At 62.3% G+C, this 14,990-nt stretch carries 11 protein-coding genes and 1 pseudogene; 3 read left to right on the top strand and 9 right to left on the bottom strand.

Features of this window, described 5'->3' with window-relative positions; all coding sequences use genetic code 11:
• Positions 1 to 22: 22 nt before the first annotated feature.
• On the bottom strand, positions 23 to 1,069 hold the full coding sequence (locus tag V3587_RS01245) for an MBL fold metallo-hydrolase (protein ID WP_030537195.1): 1,047 nt from the start codon (positions 1,067 to 1,069) through the stop codon (positions 23 to 25).
• On the bottom strand, positions 1,066 to 2,625 hold the full coding sequence (locus V3587_RS01240; protein ID WP_283376033.1) for a long-chain-fatty-acid--CoA ligase: 1,560 nt from the start codon (positions 2,623 to 2,625) through the stop codon (positions 1,066 to 1,068). The genes V3587_RS01245 and V3587_RS01240 overlap by 4 nt, the downstream gene beginning before the upstream one ends.
• A 187-nt stretch (positions 2,626 to 2,812) precedes the next feature.
• On the opposite strand from V3587_RS01240, the gene V3587_RS01235 reads away from it, so the two are divergent.
• The gene (locus tag V3587_RS01235; protein WP_054188394.1) at positions 2,813 to 3,757 is read left to right on the top strand and encodes a LysR family transcriptional regulator; all 945 of its coding nucleotides are present in this window, start codon (positions 2,813 to 2,815) and stop codon (positions 3,755 to 3,757) included.
• On the opposite strand, the gene V3587_RS01230 is transcribed toward V3587_RS01235, so the two are convergent.
• A complete protein-coding gene (locus V3587_RS01230; RefSeq protein ID WP_007729523.1) occupies positions 3,691 to 4,581 on the bottom strand; it encodes a LysR family transcriptional regulator in 891 nt (296 codons plus the stop codon). The genes V3587_RS01235 and V3587_RS01230 overlap by 67 nt on opposite strands.
• Before the next feature lie 182 nt (positions 4,582 to 4,763).
• Between V3587_RS01230 and V3587_RS01225 the strand changes: the two genes are divergently transcribed.
• On the top strand, positions 4,764 to 6,434 hold the full coding sequence (locus V3587_RS01225; protein ID WP_283376032.1) for a chitobiase/beta-hexosaminidase C-terminal domain-containing protein: 1,671 nt from the start codon (positions 4,764 to 4,766) through the stop codon (positions 6,432 to 6,434).
• Positions 6,435 to 6,484: 50 nt separating this feature from the next.
• On the opposite strand, the pseudogene V3587_RS01220 reads toward V3587_RS01225, so the two are convergent.
• A pseudogene (locus tag V3587_RS01220) lies at positions 6,485 to 7,676 on the bottom strand (acyl-CoA dehydrogenase family protein).
• A gap of 309 nt (positions 7,677 to 7,985) precedes the next feature.
• Here V3587_RS01220 and V3587_RS01215 point away from each other — a divergent pair.
• Positions 7,986 to 9,206 (top strand): acetyl-CoA C-acetyltransferase, encoded by a 1,221-nt coding sequence (locus tag V3587_RS01215; RefSeq protein WP_007729531.1) that lies wholly within the window; start codon positions 7,986 to 7,988, stop codon positions 9,204 to 9,206.
• Between the two features lie 5 nt (positions 9,207 to 9,211).
• Here the strand turns inward: V3587_RS01215 and V3587_RS01210 are convergent, their stop codons facing one another.
• The 5 genes from V3587_RS01210 to V3587_RS01190 all read right to left on the bottom strand — a co-directional run bounded on the left by V3587_RS01210 (position 9,212) and on the right by V3587_RS01190 (position 14,914).
• A complete protein-coding gene (locus tag V3587_RS01210; RefSeq protein ID WP_073513355.1) occupies positions 9,212 to 10,408 on the bottom strand; it encodes a CaiB/BaiF CoA transferase family protein in 1,197 nt (398 codons plus the stop codon).
• A 72-nt stretch (positions 10,409 to 10,480) separates the two neighbouring features.
• Positions 10,481 to 11,221, bottom strand: coding sequence for a 3-oxoacyl-ACP reductase FabG (gene fabG, locus V3587_RS01205; protein ID WP_003940214.1), 741 nt, complete (start codon positions 11,219 to 11,221; stop codon positions 10,481 to 10,483).
• 42 nt (positions 11,222 to 11,263) lie between these two features.
• Positions 11,264 to 12,430, bottom strand: a complete 1,167-nt coding sequence (locus V3587_RS01200) for an acyl-CoA dehydrogenase family protein (protein ID WP_042923971.1) — start codon at positions 12,428 to 12,430, stop codon at positions 11,264 to 11,266.
• Between the two features lie 120 nt (positions 12,431 to 12,550).
• On the bottom strand, positions 12,551 to 14,071 hold the full coding sequence (locus tag V3587_RS01195; protein WP_283376031.1) for an acyl-CoA synthetase: 1,521 nt from the start codon (positions 14,069 to 14,071) through the stop codon (positions 12,551 to 12,553).
• A gap of 45 nt (positions 14,072 to 14,116) precedes the next feature.
• Positions 14,117 to 14,914, bottom strand: a complete 798-nt coding sequence (locus tag V3587_RS01190) for an enoyl-CoA hydratase (RefSeq protein ID WP_003939812.1) — start codon at positions 14,912 to 14,914, stop codon at positions 14,117 to 14,119.
• Positions 14,915 to 14,990 lie beyond the last annotated feature (76 nt).

Here is a 14,990-nt window from a genome sequence, read left to right as displayed (position 1 = left end):
CCGTGATGAGATTCTTGAAAGGTCACTGCGCGCGAATGCTCCAGCGCACGGGTGTGCCGCCGGACGGTGTCACGATCTCCCGCTTGGCCAAAACAACAAGATGAGCATGGGTTTCGCGGACTGCCAAGCGAAGTAGTCGCGGCGACATCTGTTCGAACGGGCGAGACCAGGAGATCGTGCGTGAGAGTTCCCAGGCCGTGGATTCAGGCTCATCCTGCACCGCAGCCACGATCTCCGCCAATCGCTCCTCGTGGTGCCCCATCAATTGACGTGCACGATCGGCGATCCCACGGAATCGATATTCATGTGCCGGAAGCACTTCGCACTCGCCCAGTGTTGTCGTCGCCTCGAGCGAGAGAAGATAACGATGAAGTGGGTTCTCGAGTTCACCGGGAATCGTGGAGATGTTCGGGCTGATCCTCGGCAGCATGTGATCGCCGCTGAACAACAAGCCTCTGTCCTCTTCCACGAAACAGAGATGTCCGGGAGTGTGCCCCGGTGTCCATTGGGCGCGGAGATTCCAACCGGGTAGGTCGAGTGAATCCCCTTCTCCCAGAACAATGTCGATGGTTTCGTGCTCGGCGAACCGCACCAGGTCGACCCGAGACGCGTCGAGCACTTCGGCCGGTGCGCCGAGTTCGGACAACTGCAGGTTCCAGCCACTGATGTCGTCGCGGGTCTGTTCGGGCCCGTGGTACCCGAGGAGCGTCGCGTCGGCCACGTGCATCGCAAGTGTCGCGCCGCTGACCTGCCGAAGACGCGGCGCCAGGCCGAAGTGATCGGGATGCAGGTGCGTGATTGCCGCATAGCGCACTTCGGAAACGTGGTATCCGATCGATGCTATGCCGTCGACGAGAGCCTGCCAGGACTGTTCGTGATCCCAACCGACGTCGATGAGGGCAAGTCCGTCGTCGAGCGCGAGTGCGTAGACGAGTACGTAGCGCAAAGGGTTGTCCGGCATAGGAACAGGGATCGACCACAATCCGTCCCGCACCTGTTCGACCGGTGGAAGGACTTTGTTCGCCCATGCCTCACGTTGTGCGACACCGACGTCTTCGGTCACGATCATGATGCTTCTCCGCTCGCGTTCAGCATGGTCCGCAGGCTCGACTTGAGCAGTTTTCCGCTCGCGTTGCGAGGTAGGGAGTCCACGAAATGGATCTGGCGAGGTTTCTTGTACGACGCCAACTTCGCTGTGCTGAAAGCGATCAACTCGTCGACGCTCGGCACGTCGGCACCGTCGACCAGTTTGACCACTGCGGTCACGGATTCACCCCAGCGCTTGTCGGGAACCCCGACCACCGCGACCTCGGCGACCGAGGGGTGCTCGGCCAGAATGGATTCCACCTCGATCGGATAGACGTTCTCTCCGCCGGTGATGATCATGTCCTTGAGTCGATCGGTGACGAACAGATACCCCTCGTCGTCCAGATGGCCGGCGTCCCCCGTTCGGAGGAAACCGTCGTGGGTGAACAATTCGGCGGTCTCACGGTCACGTCGCCAGTATCCGCGAGTGTTGTTTCTACTGCGCGCGACGATCTCACCGGAACTATTGGGCGGCAATTCCTCACCAGTGGTGACGTCTCGAATCGAGATCTCGACGCCGATCATCGGCTTGCCCGCAGAGCGAAGCAACTCCGAACGCGGCCCGCTCACATGATGGTCGTAAGCACGAAGGACGGATACCGAACCCGTCGTCTCGGTCATCCCGTATCGCTGAACGAATTTGCAGTTCAAGACAGTCATCGCGTGGGCGAGGAGCGCCGGAGTGATCGGTGACGCCCCATAGGCGACCACCTCCAGGCTGGTCAGATCGAAACTGTCGAGAGTCGGCAGATCTACCAGCGTCTGAATGACTGCAGGCACCAGAAATGCGTGGGTGACGCGGTGGGTCGCGATGGCATCAGCGACCCGAGCAGGCGCCATGTCTCCGAGCAGCACCAAAGGCACTCCGGCCGACAAGCATGTACTCATCCAGCCGGCACCGGCGATGTGAAAGAGGGGAAGTGCATCGAGTGCGACTGCATTCGAACCGAATTCGTAGACATCGAACCCCTCGGGCTCGTTGTACAGATTCCGGTGCGTGGCCACGACGCCCTTGGGCCGGCCGGTTGTCCCGGACGTGTACAGCTGCAGAACTGCTGCGTCCGGATCGTGCCCGTGTCCGGGGTCGACACCGGTCCCTGATGCCACGAACTCCGCCCAGGTTCGCGAATCCGGCAGGACCCCTGCAGCTCCCACGGTTATGACCTCGATGTCCGGCAACGCTGCGGACATCGCCGCCGCCCCCGCGGCGAACTCGTCATCGACGATCAAGACGTCGAGCTCCGCGTCCTCGGCGATGTCGACGAGTTCGTGTGGGTTGAGCCGCCAGTTCAACGGTATGAACACAGCGCCTGCCTTCGCACATGCGATGAAGGTTTCCGCACCTTCGAGCCCCATACGCAGTAGCGCACCGACACGAGCACCCGTTGTGGTCACTTCTGCCAGCGCACTCGCCAAGGTGCTGGTCTCGCCATCCAGCTCAGCCCAAGTCAACATTCGGTCGCCGCATGTGATTGCCGGATCGGACGGCCGTGTCGACGCCGAGTGACGTATCCGGTTGGGTAGGTGAAGCTCGCTCACATCACGCTCCTGTGTTCCAGGTACTCACCGAGCACGAACCGCGGTCGGTGGTACTGGAACAGTCGACCATCGCTATGGCCTGCGCCACAAAGACGAGAAGGCGCACAGAGCCATAGCTCAGACCTATGTCCGCAGGTCGCAGCAAGTCACCGCCGCCAAGGCTCCGTCATCTGGGAGAATTCGTCAGATGCAGGCACCCGGCATGGACATACGCAGCGCGCAGTATCTCGTCGCGGTCGTCGATCACGGCAGCGTCACTGCCGCCGCGGACGTCCTGCGTATCTCGCAACCGTCTCTCTCGCAGGCCGTGCGCAACCTCGAACGAGCTCTCGGAGCCACACTCTTCGAGCGCACCACTCGCGGTCTGGCTCCCACCACGGTCGGACTGGCAGTTGCCGATTCTGCCCGTACGTTGCTCGCCGACGTTGCTCGGGCCGAGGCCGCGGTGGCTGCGGTAACCGCTTTGCGCGCCGGGGAACTCGCCATAGCAGTTCAGTCCGATCTCGCCATCGACCCTGTTGCAGAGGTCGCCGGACGCCTCCATCTGACGGCACCCGGAATTCGGTTCTCCACGAACGCCTCCGCCAACGCACAGGACGTGCGCGCGCTCGTCAGAGCAGGTACGTGTGAACTCGGGTTTCTCGAGACCCACCCGGGTACCGAAGTCTCCGACGGGCTTCGAGAAATTGCCGTGAGCACCCAGGAAACGGTCTTGTCGATCCCCATTCGCCTGGCCACAGACCTCCCCGATCCGGTTCCGCGCACCGTGGTCGCGCGCCTGCCAATGGTGGTCGAGGCATCCGCAGTTCGGCGCGGGCACTCGATCGACGACGATCTGGAACTCACCGACGTCGTCGTGGAAGTGCCAGATCGCCTTGCTGTCCGGGAAATGGTCGGGCAAGGTGTAGGCGCCGCGCTGCTGCCCAGATCGATCGCCGAACAAGACTCACCGGCATCTGAGGTTCGCTCGCTTTTCCCACCGATCACCCGGCAGACGATCTTGGTCTACCGCGACGGCCCGCTCTCTCCGGCCGGGTCTGCGTACATCGAGAACATCTCCCCACGTCACAAGCCCTCCACGAACAGCCTGCCCAACGGCGAGAGCGTCTCCGGATCGAACTCGACGCCGTAATTCAGTGAGATCGGCGGCTCCACCGGAAATATCTCCGCGCCGGACGCGACCGATCTCTCGGCCAACGAACGCTCCATGAATGCCATGCCCAAACCAGCAAAGACGAACGCGCCGACGGTCTCCCGCTGCGCCAACTCCGTCGACATCCGAGTCCGGGCCCCGGCGGCCTGCAGAGACGACTCGATGGCAAGCCGAGCCCGCGAGTGTTTGAGCACACCCACCACGGGGAGATCGGGCAATGCCGTCAATGACACCGGCTCTCCCGCAGCGGGTTTCACACCATTCGGCCAGACGTCAGGATGAACCCCCGACGGCACTGCCAGCCAGTACTCGTTCACCCCCAACACTTTCGTGGACAGCGCCGACATGTCGGGTGGCCAATAGCTGAAGACCACCTCGCACGCGCCGTCTGCCAACACCTGCTCAGACGTTGCACCCTGCGGCAACTCACCGACCCGAACGGTCACAGCAGGCCACCGCTCACGAAAGTCTGCCACGATGCGTGCGATCGGACCTTCGAGACCATGTGCCGCGGAGCAGATGTCGAGCCGGCCACGAGGCTCGTCGGCCGTACCGATCGCGACGTCGAACGCGGCCGCGCTGCTGCGAGTCATCTGCCTCGCCGGCCCTACCAACGCCCGACCTGCTGCCGTCAGCACCAAACCGCGACCGACACGGTGAAACAGTTCGACTCCGAGTTCGCGCTCGAGGCCACGAATACCCTGCGACAGCGACGGCTTGGTGACCGACAGATTCTGCGCAGCCGTCGACAAGGACTCACCACCGGCAACGGCAAGGAAGTACTCGATCTGACGTAGGTCCACTCCATCGACTTTGCCATAAACGCAGACAGGTATACCGGTACCAAGCACTGCAGGGTGTTCACACACGCTTCATTAATCGGACATTCAGGACACACCTTCTTCTACCCGGCGCCACCTACCGTAATTGGTCCAGACCAATTACGGATAGGTCTGAACCACCGCGTCGAAGACAAGGAATCCTCGTGAGACGTACGACCATCGCGATAGCAGCCGTGACAGCGGCTCTCGCCGTTCCCGGCATCGCCCCCGCCGAATCCCACGCCGAACCCGGCTGGGGCAGTTCGTCCTTCGAATGGGGCAGCTCTTCGGGCGAGAACAACACGCCGCCCGCAGCGCCCGGCGTCAGCGTCCCCGGCGGACGGTACGAGCACCCCGTCGACCTGACCTTCACCGCCGAGCGCGGCGCCACCGTCCGCTACACCGTGGACGGAACGACACCCACCACCGACAGCCAAGCTGCCACGCCGGGACGTCCGCTGCACATCGCACAGGACACCAACGTCACTGTCGCAGCTTTCCGCGGCGATCACGCGAGCGCGGCCGTCTCGTTCGGCTACCTGATCAAGACCTCGGAAAAGCCGCTGGCTCAGGTCGTCGTGATGTCCGACGTCCACGTCGGCGATCACGCGAACAACGACAAGAAGTACGAAAGCTTCTTCGACACAATCGGTTCCATCTTCCCGAAACCCGACGCCATCCTCTCCAACGGGGACATGATCAACGACAACGGAGACGGCAAGGGGCCCGACCACAAGATCGTCGCAGAAATCTTCCAGGCAAACCTCGCCCGAAAGGGCATGAACGACACACAACTCCTGATCTCCAACGGCAATCACGATGCAAGTCTCGCGGCGATCAGAGCCGGATATCCGGCGGAGTGGTTCCCGGATTCCGGTGGCGGATACTACGAATCCGACGTCAATGGTGTCCATCTCTTCACGGTCAACACCGAAACCTACAACAATGATTCAGCGCAACGCAATTGGCTGAAGTCCCGCCTGACCGAAATCACCGCGGAGTCCGGGAACCTGACCAAGCCGATCCTGGTCCAGGGACACCGGCCGGCAAGCAACACAGCCATGGACGGGCAGCAGGCGTCGAACCCTCGATTGACCGAAGACCTGAGTGCCTTCCCTCAGGCAATCTTCTTCTCCGGGCACTCACATCTGAACAACAACGACGACCGGTCGATCCATCAGCGTGACTTCACGTCGGTCAACGACGGCTCGATGTCGTACATCGAAATCGATCACGGCTACCAGATGGTGACCGAGTCCGGTCTCGCGAACCGTTTCGAATCACCCACTGCCCAAGCGCTCTTCGTCGAGGTCTACCAGGACCGCACGGAAATCAACCGAATCAACATGGCGGCAGACAAGCACGACATCTACGCCGGTGGCGCGTGGTCAGCCAACTGGCAGCCGCCGTACTCGAGCGCGGGCACGCTGAGCGGTTCGGGGTGGACGGTCGAACTCGACGGGTCGACCAACCAGCAGATCAAGGACAACTTCCGCTACACCTCGGGCGCACGGAACACGCACGCGCCGCAGTTCACCTCGAGCACTCCGCTCTCGGTGACGACCGGCGAAAACGGTGCGACCGCACTGAGGATCGCGCAGGCCAAGGACGATCAGATGGTGCACCACTACGCCGTCGAGGTCACGGACACAGCCACCGGAGCGAAGGTGGTCTCGTCGAAGGTGCTCTCGGACTTCTACTTCATGCCGCGGCCGAACAGCCTCGACATTCCGATTCCCGATGCCGCAGCGGGCACCGCATACGAAGCCCGCGTCGAAGCCGTTGACGCATACGGCAACCGGTCACCGGTGACAACCCTGGCCTTCACCCGCTGACCCGACACGACAAAGCGGCACCGCGCATATTCGCGGTGCCGCTTCTCGGCTCAGTTGTACGTGCGAAGCAGGCCCTTGCTGATGATCTGCTTCTGGATGTCGCTGGTGCCTTCACCGATCAGAAGGAACGGCGCCTCACGCATCAACCGCTCGATCTCGTATTCCTTGGAATAGCCGTATCCGCCGTGGATACGGAAGCTGTCCTGGGTGACCTCCGAACAGAATTCACTCGCCAGATACTTCGCCATACCCGCTGCGACATCGTTGCGCTCACCCGAGTCCTTGAGCCTGGCAGCGTTGACCATCATCAGATGTGCCGCTTCGACTTTGGTGCCCATCTCGGCGATCCGGAACGCGATGGCCTGATGCTCGGCGATCGGCTTGCCGAAAGTCTCGCGTTGCTTGGCGTAGGTGACAGCCAGTTCGAAAGCGCGCTGGGCAATTCCGCAGGCACGCGCGGCGACGTTGACCCGGCCGACCTCGACACCGTCCATCATGTGCCGAAATCCCGAGCCAGGGGTGCCACCGAGAACCTCCTCGGCTCCGATCTCGAAACCGTCGAAGATCATCTCCGTGGTGTCGATTCCCTTGTACCCCATCTTCTCGAGCTTGCCCGGAATGTTCAGGCCCGGGAGTACCTCGCCGAAACCTGCGGGTTTCTCGATCAATATCGTCGTCAGATTGTTGTGCGGCTTCTCCGCGCCCTCGTCCGTCTTGACCAGGACTGCCACCAAGGTCGAGGAACCCCCGTTGGTCAGCCACATCTTCTGGCCGGTGATCACGTAATCGCCGGAGTCCGTCCGCTTCGCCTTGGTCGATATGGCAGCAACATCGGAACCGAGGGCAGGCTCCGACATGGAAAATGCACCGGTGAGTTCCCCGGAAGCCAAACGCGGCAGGTACTTCGCCTTCTGTTCCGGCGTCCCGTGCGCCGAAATCATGTGAGCCACGATGAAATGCGTGTTGATGACACCGGACACGCTCATCCATCCACGGGCCAATTCTTCGACGCACAGCGCGTAGGTGAGCAATGATTCGCCGATACCCCCCGTACTCGGGGTCGATGGTCAGTCCGAACAGACCCATGTCCTTCATCTGCTTGACGATGTCGGTCGGGTACGTATCCGAGTGTTCGAGTTCCTGCGCCGCGGGGATGACCACACGATCGACGAACTCGCGTACCGCCCCGACGATATCGGTCTGGGTTTCGGTCAATCCCGCCGTCTGCGCCAAACGAGTCACTGTTCCACCTGTCAGTCGGTACTTCGTGCCCTCCCGGTCGACGAAATTGATTCGACTCCAGGAACTTTCATCCCACCGCGACGTGTGTGCGGCAGAGACGCTGCATCCATTCAATCCCCGAACGGTATATGTGTCAAAGTCGATTTCGCATACGAACCGTATGGCGGAAACTATGTCCGAACAGGTCGTTCCTGCTGTTGACAACCGCGCCACGTGTGCTGGATATTCGAGAGGCCAGGTCGCGGTGGGCCCTTCGATCGGCCCGTTCACGCGACGCATTCCCCACTCTCCTCGAGACAGGCGCATTCCATGCACGACGCAGTCATCTGTGAACCCGTTCGCACCCCGGTGGGCGGATTCGGCGGAGTCTTCAAGGACGTTCCCGTCACCACTCTCGCCGGCACTGTTGTGCGTGGCCTCGTCGAACGAACCGGCATTGCGTCCACCGATGTCGACGACGTCATCTTCGGTCAGGGTTACGCCAACGGAGAGGCCGCGGCCATCGGGCGAATCGCGGCACTCGACGCCGGTCTGGACGTGTCCGTTCCCGGAATACAACTCGATCGCCGTTGCGGTTCGGGATTGCAGGCGATCATCTACGCCGCGATGCAGGTACAGACCGGAATGAGTGATCTGGTCATCGCCGGCGGCGCCGAAAGCATGAGCGGAACCGAGTTCTACTCCACCGACATGCGTTGGGGCACAAAGCGCCCTTCCGTCGAGTTCCACGACCGATTGGCCAAACCGCGCACGAACTCCGGCGGAGTCAACTTTCCGGTGGAAGGCGGCATGATCGAGACCGCCGAGAACTTGCGCCGGGAGTACTCGATCACCCGCGACGAGCAGGACCGATACGCGGTGCGATCGCACGAACGGGCCGTTCACGCCCAGGACAGCGGGTATTTCGACGACGAGACCATTCCCGTTTCGGTGCCCGGACGCCGTGGTGAGCAGACAGTCGTCACCCAAGACGAGCATCCGCGCCGAGGGATACAACTGTCCGATCTTGCTGCACTGCGACCCATTCGAGGTCGCGTCGACCCCGAAGCAACAGTCACCGCCGGAAACGCCTGCGGCCAGAACGACGCCGGAGCCGCGGCCATCGTCACCACTGCGGCCAACGCCGAACGGCTGGGCCTGCGGCCGTTCGCGAAACTGGTCAGCTGGGGTGTGGCCGGTGTGGAGCCGAACCGGATGGGCATCGGACCGGTGCCTGCCGTGGCGAAGGCTCTCTCCCGTGTCGATCTGTCGCTGGACGACATCGACCTCATCGAAGTCAACGAGGCCTTCGCCGCCCAGGTTCTCGCGTGCGCCAAAGCCTGGGGATTGAGCGCGCAGGACATCGAAGAACGCTTCAACGTCAACGGTTCCGGAATCTCGCTCGGACATCCTGTCGGCGCTACCGGTGGGCGGATCCTCGCCAATCTGCTGCGCGAACTCGACCGGCGCCAGGCACGGTACGGGATCGAGACCATGTGTATCGGTGGCGGACAAGGGATTGCCGCGGTGTTCGAGAACCTGCGACGCTAGAAGCGTTAACCGATCGATCCGTCGCGGCGAAGTTCCGCGATCCGGTCGCCCGTAAGTCCCAACTCGGCCAGCAGAGAATCCGTCTGCTGGCCGAGTGCTGGAACGTCACCCATGCGCATTTCGACATCCGAATACGTCATCGGAGGCAGCACGGCATCGATCGGACCGTTCTCGGTGCCCACGGACCGCCACCTGGCACGCTTCTCCAGCTGCGGATGTTCCAGCAGACCGGCCATGTCGTTGAGTGCCGCGGCCGGAACACCAGCGGCGGCCAGACGCTGATCCAGATCTGTCGTCGAGTACAGACGCGTCAGAGAGCCAACCAATTCGTCTACCTCGCAACGGTTTTCGACGCGCACGATGTTGGTGCGGTAACGCGGATGATCGACCAGATCCTCTCGCTCGAACACGTCCACCATCAGCGCTCGCCATCCACGATCGTTCTGGACGCCGATCAGGATTTCGCCGTCGGCCGTGGGATACGAATCGTAGGGAACGATCGCGGCATGGCCGAGACCGACACGTGGAATCTGCTTGTCCGCATACATTTTCATGTACATCGGATGGCCCAGCCACTCGACGGTGGAATCGAACATCGAGACCTCGACGAGCGCTCCCTTGCCCGTTCGCTCTCTACGGAACAGGGCGCTCAGAATCGAAGTCAGCGCGTACATTCCTGCCGCGATGTCGGAGACCGGGATGCCGGTCTTGGTGGCCGTCTCCGGTGTGCCTGTCACGGAGATCATTCCGGTCTCGGCTTGGACCAACATGTCGTAGGCCTTGCGCTCGCGCCGCGGGCCGGCACTGCCGTAGCCGGACATGTCGATCACGATGAGCCGTGGGTATTTATCGCGCAGTTCCTCCGCGCCGAACCCCAGTCTCGCGGCTGCGTCGGGAGCCAGGTTCTGCAGGAACACATCGGCTCGCGCGACCAGATCGAGAAGGATCTGCCGGCCGGCTTCCGACTTCACATCGACGGCGATCGATTCCTTGGAACGGTTGAGCCACACGAAGTGTGATGCCTGACCGTGAACCGCCTGGTCGTAGTGACGCGCGAAGTCACCCTCGCCGACGCGTTCTATCTTGATCACCCGCGCACCCATGTCCGCGAGATGTCTGGTGGCGAGCGGTGCCGCCACCGCCTGTTCGAGTGCAACTACGGTGATTCCGTCGAGCGGAAGATCCGAGTTCGGCTGTCCCATGTCAGTAGTCACCCCAGAAGTTTTACACCCAGAATTCTCACACCTTTAATTCTTGCACTCGAACAGGACGGATCAGATGTGGCGGCCGCCGGTGATCTCGAGAACCGTGCCGGTCATGTAGCTCGAGAGGTCGCTCGCGAGGAACAGCACAACCGAAGCAACTTCCGAAGGCTCGGCTGCGCGCCCCATCGGAATCTCGGCAAGCTTCTCGTTCCAGATCCGTTCGGGCATCGCCTCGGTCATCGCCGTGCGGACCAGTCCGGGCTGAACGGCGTTGACGCGAACGTTCTTGAACGCGACCTCTTTTGCCGCGGCCTTCGTCAGACCGACGATCCCGGCCTTCGCGGCCGAGTAGTTGGTCTGCCCGAGCATGCCCACCTTGCCGGAGATGGACGAGATGTTCACGATCGCGCCCGTCTCACGCTCGCGCATGCGGGCGGCGGCAGCGCGTGTTCCGTTCCAGGCGCCCTTGAGGTGAACGGCGATCACGTCGTCGAAGTCCTGCTCGGTCATCTTCCGCATCGTGGCGTCGCGCGTCATGCCGGCGTTGTTGACCATGACATCGACTGGACCGAAAGCGCTTTCGGCCAGATCGAGCATGGCCTCGACCTGTCCGGAGTCACGCACGTCGCAGGAAGCGAAACGGGCGACCGACTCTCCACCGAGTTCGGCGACCGCAGCCGTTCCCACGGTTTCGTTGATGTCGCCGAGAACGACGGTCGCGCCTTCCTTGATGAAGGTGCGCGCAATTTCGAGCCCGATGCCCTGGGCTCCGCCGGTCACTACCGCAACCTTGCCGTCCAACAATCCCATGTCCACTCCGTTCGTGAGGTTAAAGCTCGTCTGGAAAATGTGTCAGCGCTGGTTTTGCTTTTTCGCTTGCGCCACGAGCCCACCACCGAGAATCAGACGCTGGATCTCGCTGGTTCCCTCGTACAGGCGCAACAGGCGAACTTCACGGTAGATGCGTTCGACCGGAACACCGCGCATGTACCCGTTGCCCCCGTGGATCTGCACGGCGAGATCTGCGACCTTGCCCACCATCTCGGTGCAGAAAAGCTTTGCCGCCGAAGGCCCGAGACGGCGATCCTCACCGCTGACATACCGCGCGGCCACCTCGCGCACCATCGCGCGCCCTGCCATCACACCGGCTTGCTGGTCTGCCAGCATCGCTTGAACCAGCTGGAAGTCGCCGATCGCGGTGCCGCCCTGTTCCGTGACCACGGAGAACGCGACAGATTCGTCGAGCGCTCGCTGTGCTGCTCCCACCGAGAGCGCCGCGATATGGACTCGTCCGCGCGCGAGAGACGTCATCGCTGCGCGGTATCCGGTGTCCTGGTCGCCACCGACGAGGGCCGACTCGGGAACTCGGACGTTGTCGAAGGTGACCTCGGAGGTCCAAGCACCTTCCTGACCCATCTTCTTGTCCTTGGGACCGACCGTGACACCTGGCGTGTCAGCCGGAACCAGGAACACTGCAATTCCCGGACCATCGGAATCCGCCGGGCGTGTGCGCGCGAACACCACGAACAGCTGCGCCAGTGGAGCATTGGTGATGAACCGCTTGTTGCCGTCGATCACCCAGTCGGATCCGTCCAGCACTGCCTTGGTCCGAAGGCCGGCCGGGTTGGAGCCCGCGCCCGGTTCGGTGAGAGCAAAGGAAGCCACGACATCACCGGAGGCGATGCGCTCGAGCCACTGAGCCTTCTGCTCGTCGGTACCGAAGCCGACCAGCACCTGTCCGGCAATTCCGTTGTTGGTACCGAACATCGAACGCAGCGCCAGAGACGTGTAGCCGAATTCCATTGCCAGTTCGACGTCTTGGGCGAGATCGAGTCCGAGCCCACCCCATTCCTGAGGGATCGCGTAACCGAAGAGCCCGATAGCTGCGGCCTTCTTGCGTATGTCCTCAGGAATGGCGTCGGTGTCGGCTATCTCCTGCTCACGCGGAACTACTTCCTTACGGATGAACTCCCGCGCAGTCGCCAAGATATCTGCGAAGTCATCTGCGTCGACCTGCATTCCCACCACTCACCTTGCTGTTTCCGAAGTCCATGCCGTCCCCCGAAGTCAATACCGTGAGGCAATCGGAGTCAAAGACCTGAAAACGAACCGAAGGTAAGGCAGAACCTATAGCAAGCTTCAGACGGTGCGCAGTTCCCGCTTCAGTAGCTTGCCGCTCTGGTTGCGCGGAAGCTCGGCCACGAAACGGACATGCTTGGGCACCTTGAACGGAGCGATTCGCTCCTTGACGTGGGCAATCAACGCCTCGGGCGTCAACGCGTCGTTGCCGTCCTTGAGCACGACGATCGCGGTGACGGCCTCGATCCACTTCTCGTCGGGCGTACCGATCACGGCAACTTCTGCCACGGCGGGGTGCGTGTAGACCGCATCTTCGACCTCGCGTGACGCCACCAGGATGCCGCCGGTGTTGATGACGTCCTTGATCCGGTCGACGACCGTGATGAACCCTTCTTCGTCCCGCACGACCAGATCGCCCGAATGGAACCAGCCGTCACGGAAGGCCTCGGCGGTGGCTTCCGGATTCTCCCAGTAGCCGTTGCACAGCTGCGGTGAGCGGTAGAGAACCTCGCCGGACTCACCGTCGGCAACATCGTTTCCGTCGGCGTCGACGACGCGGGTTTCGACGAAGAACACCGCGCGACCACAGGAAGACGGGCGATCAGCATGCTCGCTGGGCTGGAGAACTGTTGCCAGTGGGCCGATTTCGGACTGACCGAAGCAGTTGTAGAAACCGATGTCCGGGTAGCGCTCGCGCAGACGATTGAGCACGGTGACCGGCATGATCGAGGCGCCGTACTGCGCCTTCTTCAGCGAAGACAGATCGCGGGTCTCGAGGTCCGGATGGTTGGCCAGCGGTACCCACACGGTCGGCGCCAGGAACAGCGATCCGATCTTTTCGGCTTCGACGCGGCGCAGGATTTCCGGGATGTCCGGCGCCTGCATCAGACTGACCGTCGCGCCGACGGACAGGTACGGCAGCATGAAGACGTGCATGCCCGCGGAGTGGTACATCGGCATGCAGATCAGCGGGTTGTCGTTCTTGTCGAGGCCGAGCGCGATCACCGAGGACACGTACTCGTGAACCAGTGCACCGTGAGACATCATGGCGCCCTTGGGCTTCGAGGTGGTGCCCGAGGTGTACAGGAGTTGCGCCAGATCGGTCGACGTCGCACGCGGTTCGAAGACCGGCACCTCGCCCGCCTCACCGATCGTGACCACGGACAGTTCCGCGTCCCGCAGTGCGATCACGTGATCGAGATCGAGGTCGGAGCGTACCGAGTCGAGCGTCGGCGCCAATGCCGGATCCACCAACACCGCGCGGGCGCCTGACTGCGCCACGAGGTACCGGAGTTCCTCCCCCTTCAGTGCGTAATTGACGGGAACATGCACCAAACCTGCTCGTGCACAGGCAAGAAATCCGATTGCATAGGCGTCGGAGTTGGTTCCGTATGCCGCGACGCGGTCGCCTTGTTCGAGCCCCAGACCGAGCAAGTGGGCGGCGACCCGCGTCACCGCGTCGTCGAGTTCGCGGTAGGTGCGAGTGCGATCTTCGAATACGACGGCTACACGGTCGGGGTACTTGGCTGCCGAGCGCCGAAGCACTCCGTCGACAGTGTTGGTGCGTGGATCCAGGCTCATGCGCCTCAGGTTATAGGACGTCCAACTAAACCGGAAGAGCGATCGTTACTTATTGCGCCATTCGGGCTTTCGCTTGTCCACAAAGGCCTGCATACCTTCCTGAGCGTCGCAGGTCACGGCGTTGGTTGCCATAGTTTCCGCCATCGCCTCGTACGCCTGCGCTTGCGGCAGATCGATCTGGCGATAGAACGCCTGCTTACCGATCTTCACCGTCAAGGGGCTGGCCGTCGTGATCTTGGCGGCCAGTTCGCGCACCTCTCGGTCCAGGTCTTCGGGCGCGACGACGAAGTTCACCAGACCCCAGTCCGCAGCGGTGTCGGCGTCGATCGTCTGCCCGGTGAGCAACATCTGCATCGAGCGCTTGCGCCCTACTGCCCTGCTCAGCGCCACCATGGGCGTCGAGCAGAACAGTCCGATCTTGACGCCCGGCGTGCCGAAGACAGCATTCGACGCAGCAACAACCAGATCACACGACGCGGCCAGTTGGCAGCCCGCCGCGATAGCCGGGCCCTGTACTGCGGCAATCACCGGCTGCGGAATCCGCTGTACGGTCTCCATCATCTCGGTACAGCCGTCGAAGATCGCCCGCTCGTCCTCGAGGGTTCTCCCGATCATCTCCGTCAGATCGTGTCCGGCGGAGAACACCGGGCCTTCGGCGCGCACGATCACGACCCGCACGCGCTCGTCTACAGACAATTCGACAAGGGCAGCCGTCACCTCACGCATGGTCTCCGCCGAGAGCGGATTGCGCCGCGCCGGCCGATCGAGCGTCAGGAAACCGAGTCCCACCGATTCCTCGACGGAAATCTTCACTGCAGTGTCTTCTACCTGTGTCTGCGACATGTGTTCTCTCTACCAATCGAATCCGTCCCGGTCAACGAGACGAAAAGGGCATCCACTCGCACCGCGTCGATACGGT

The organism is Rhodococcus sp. IEGM 1306, assembly GCF_036541985.1.
GTDB lineage: Bacteria > Actinomycetota > Actinomycetes > Mycobacteriales > Mycobacteriaceae > Rhodococcus_F > Rhodococcus_F qingshengii.
Note: the sequence above shows the minus strand (reverse complement) of the source record. Positions and strands in the feature narration are given on the sequence as shown.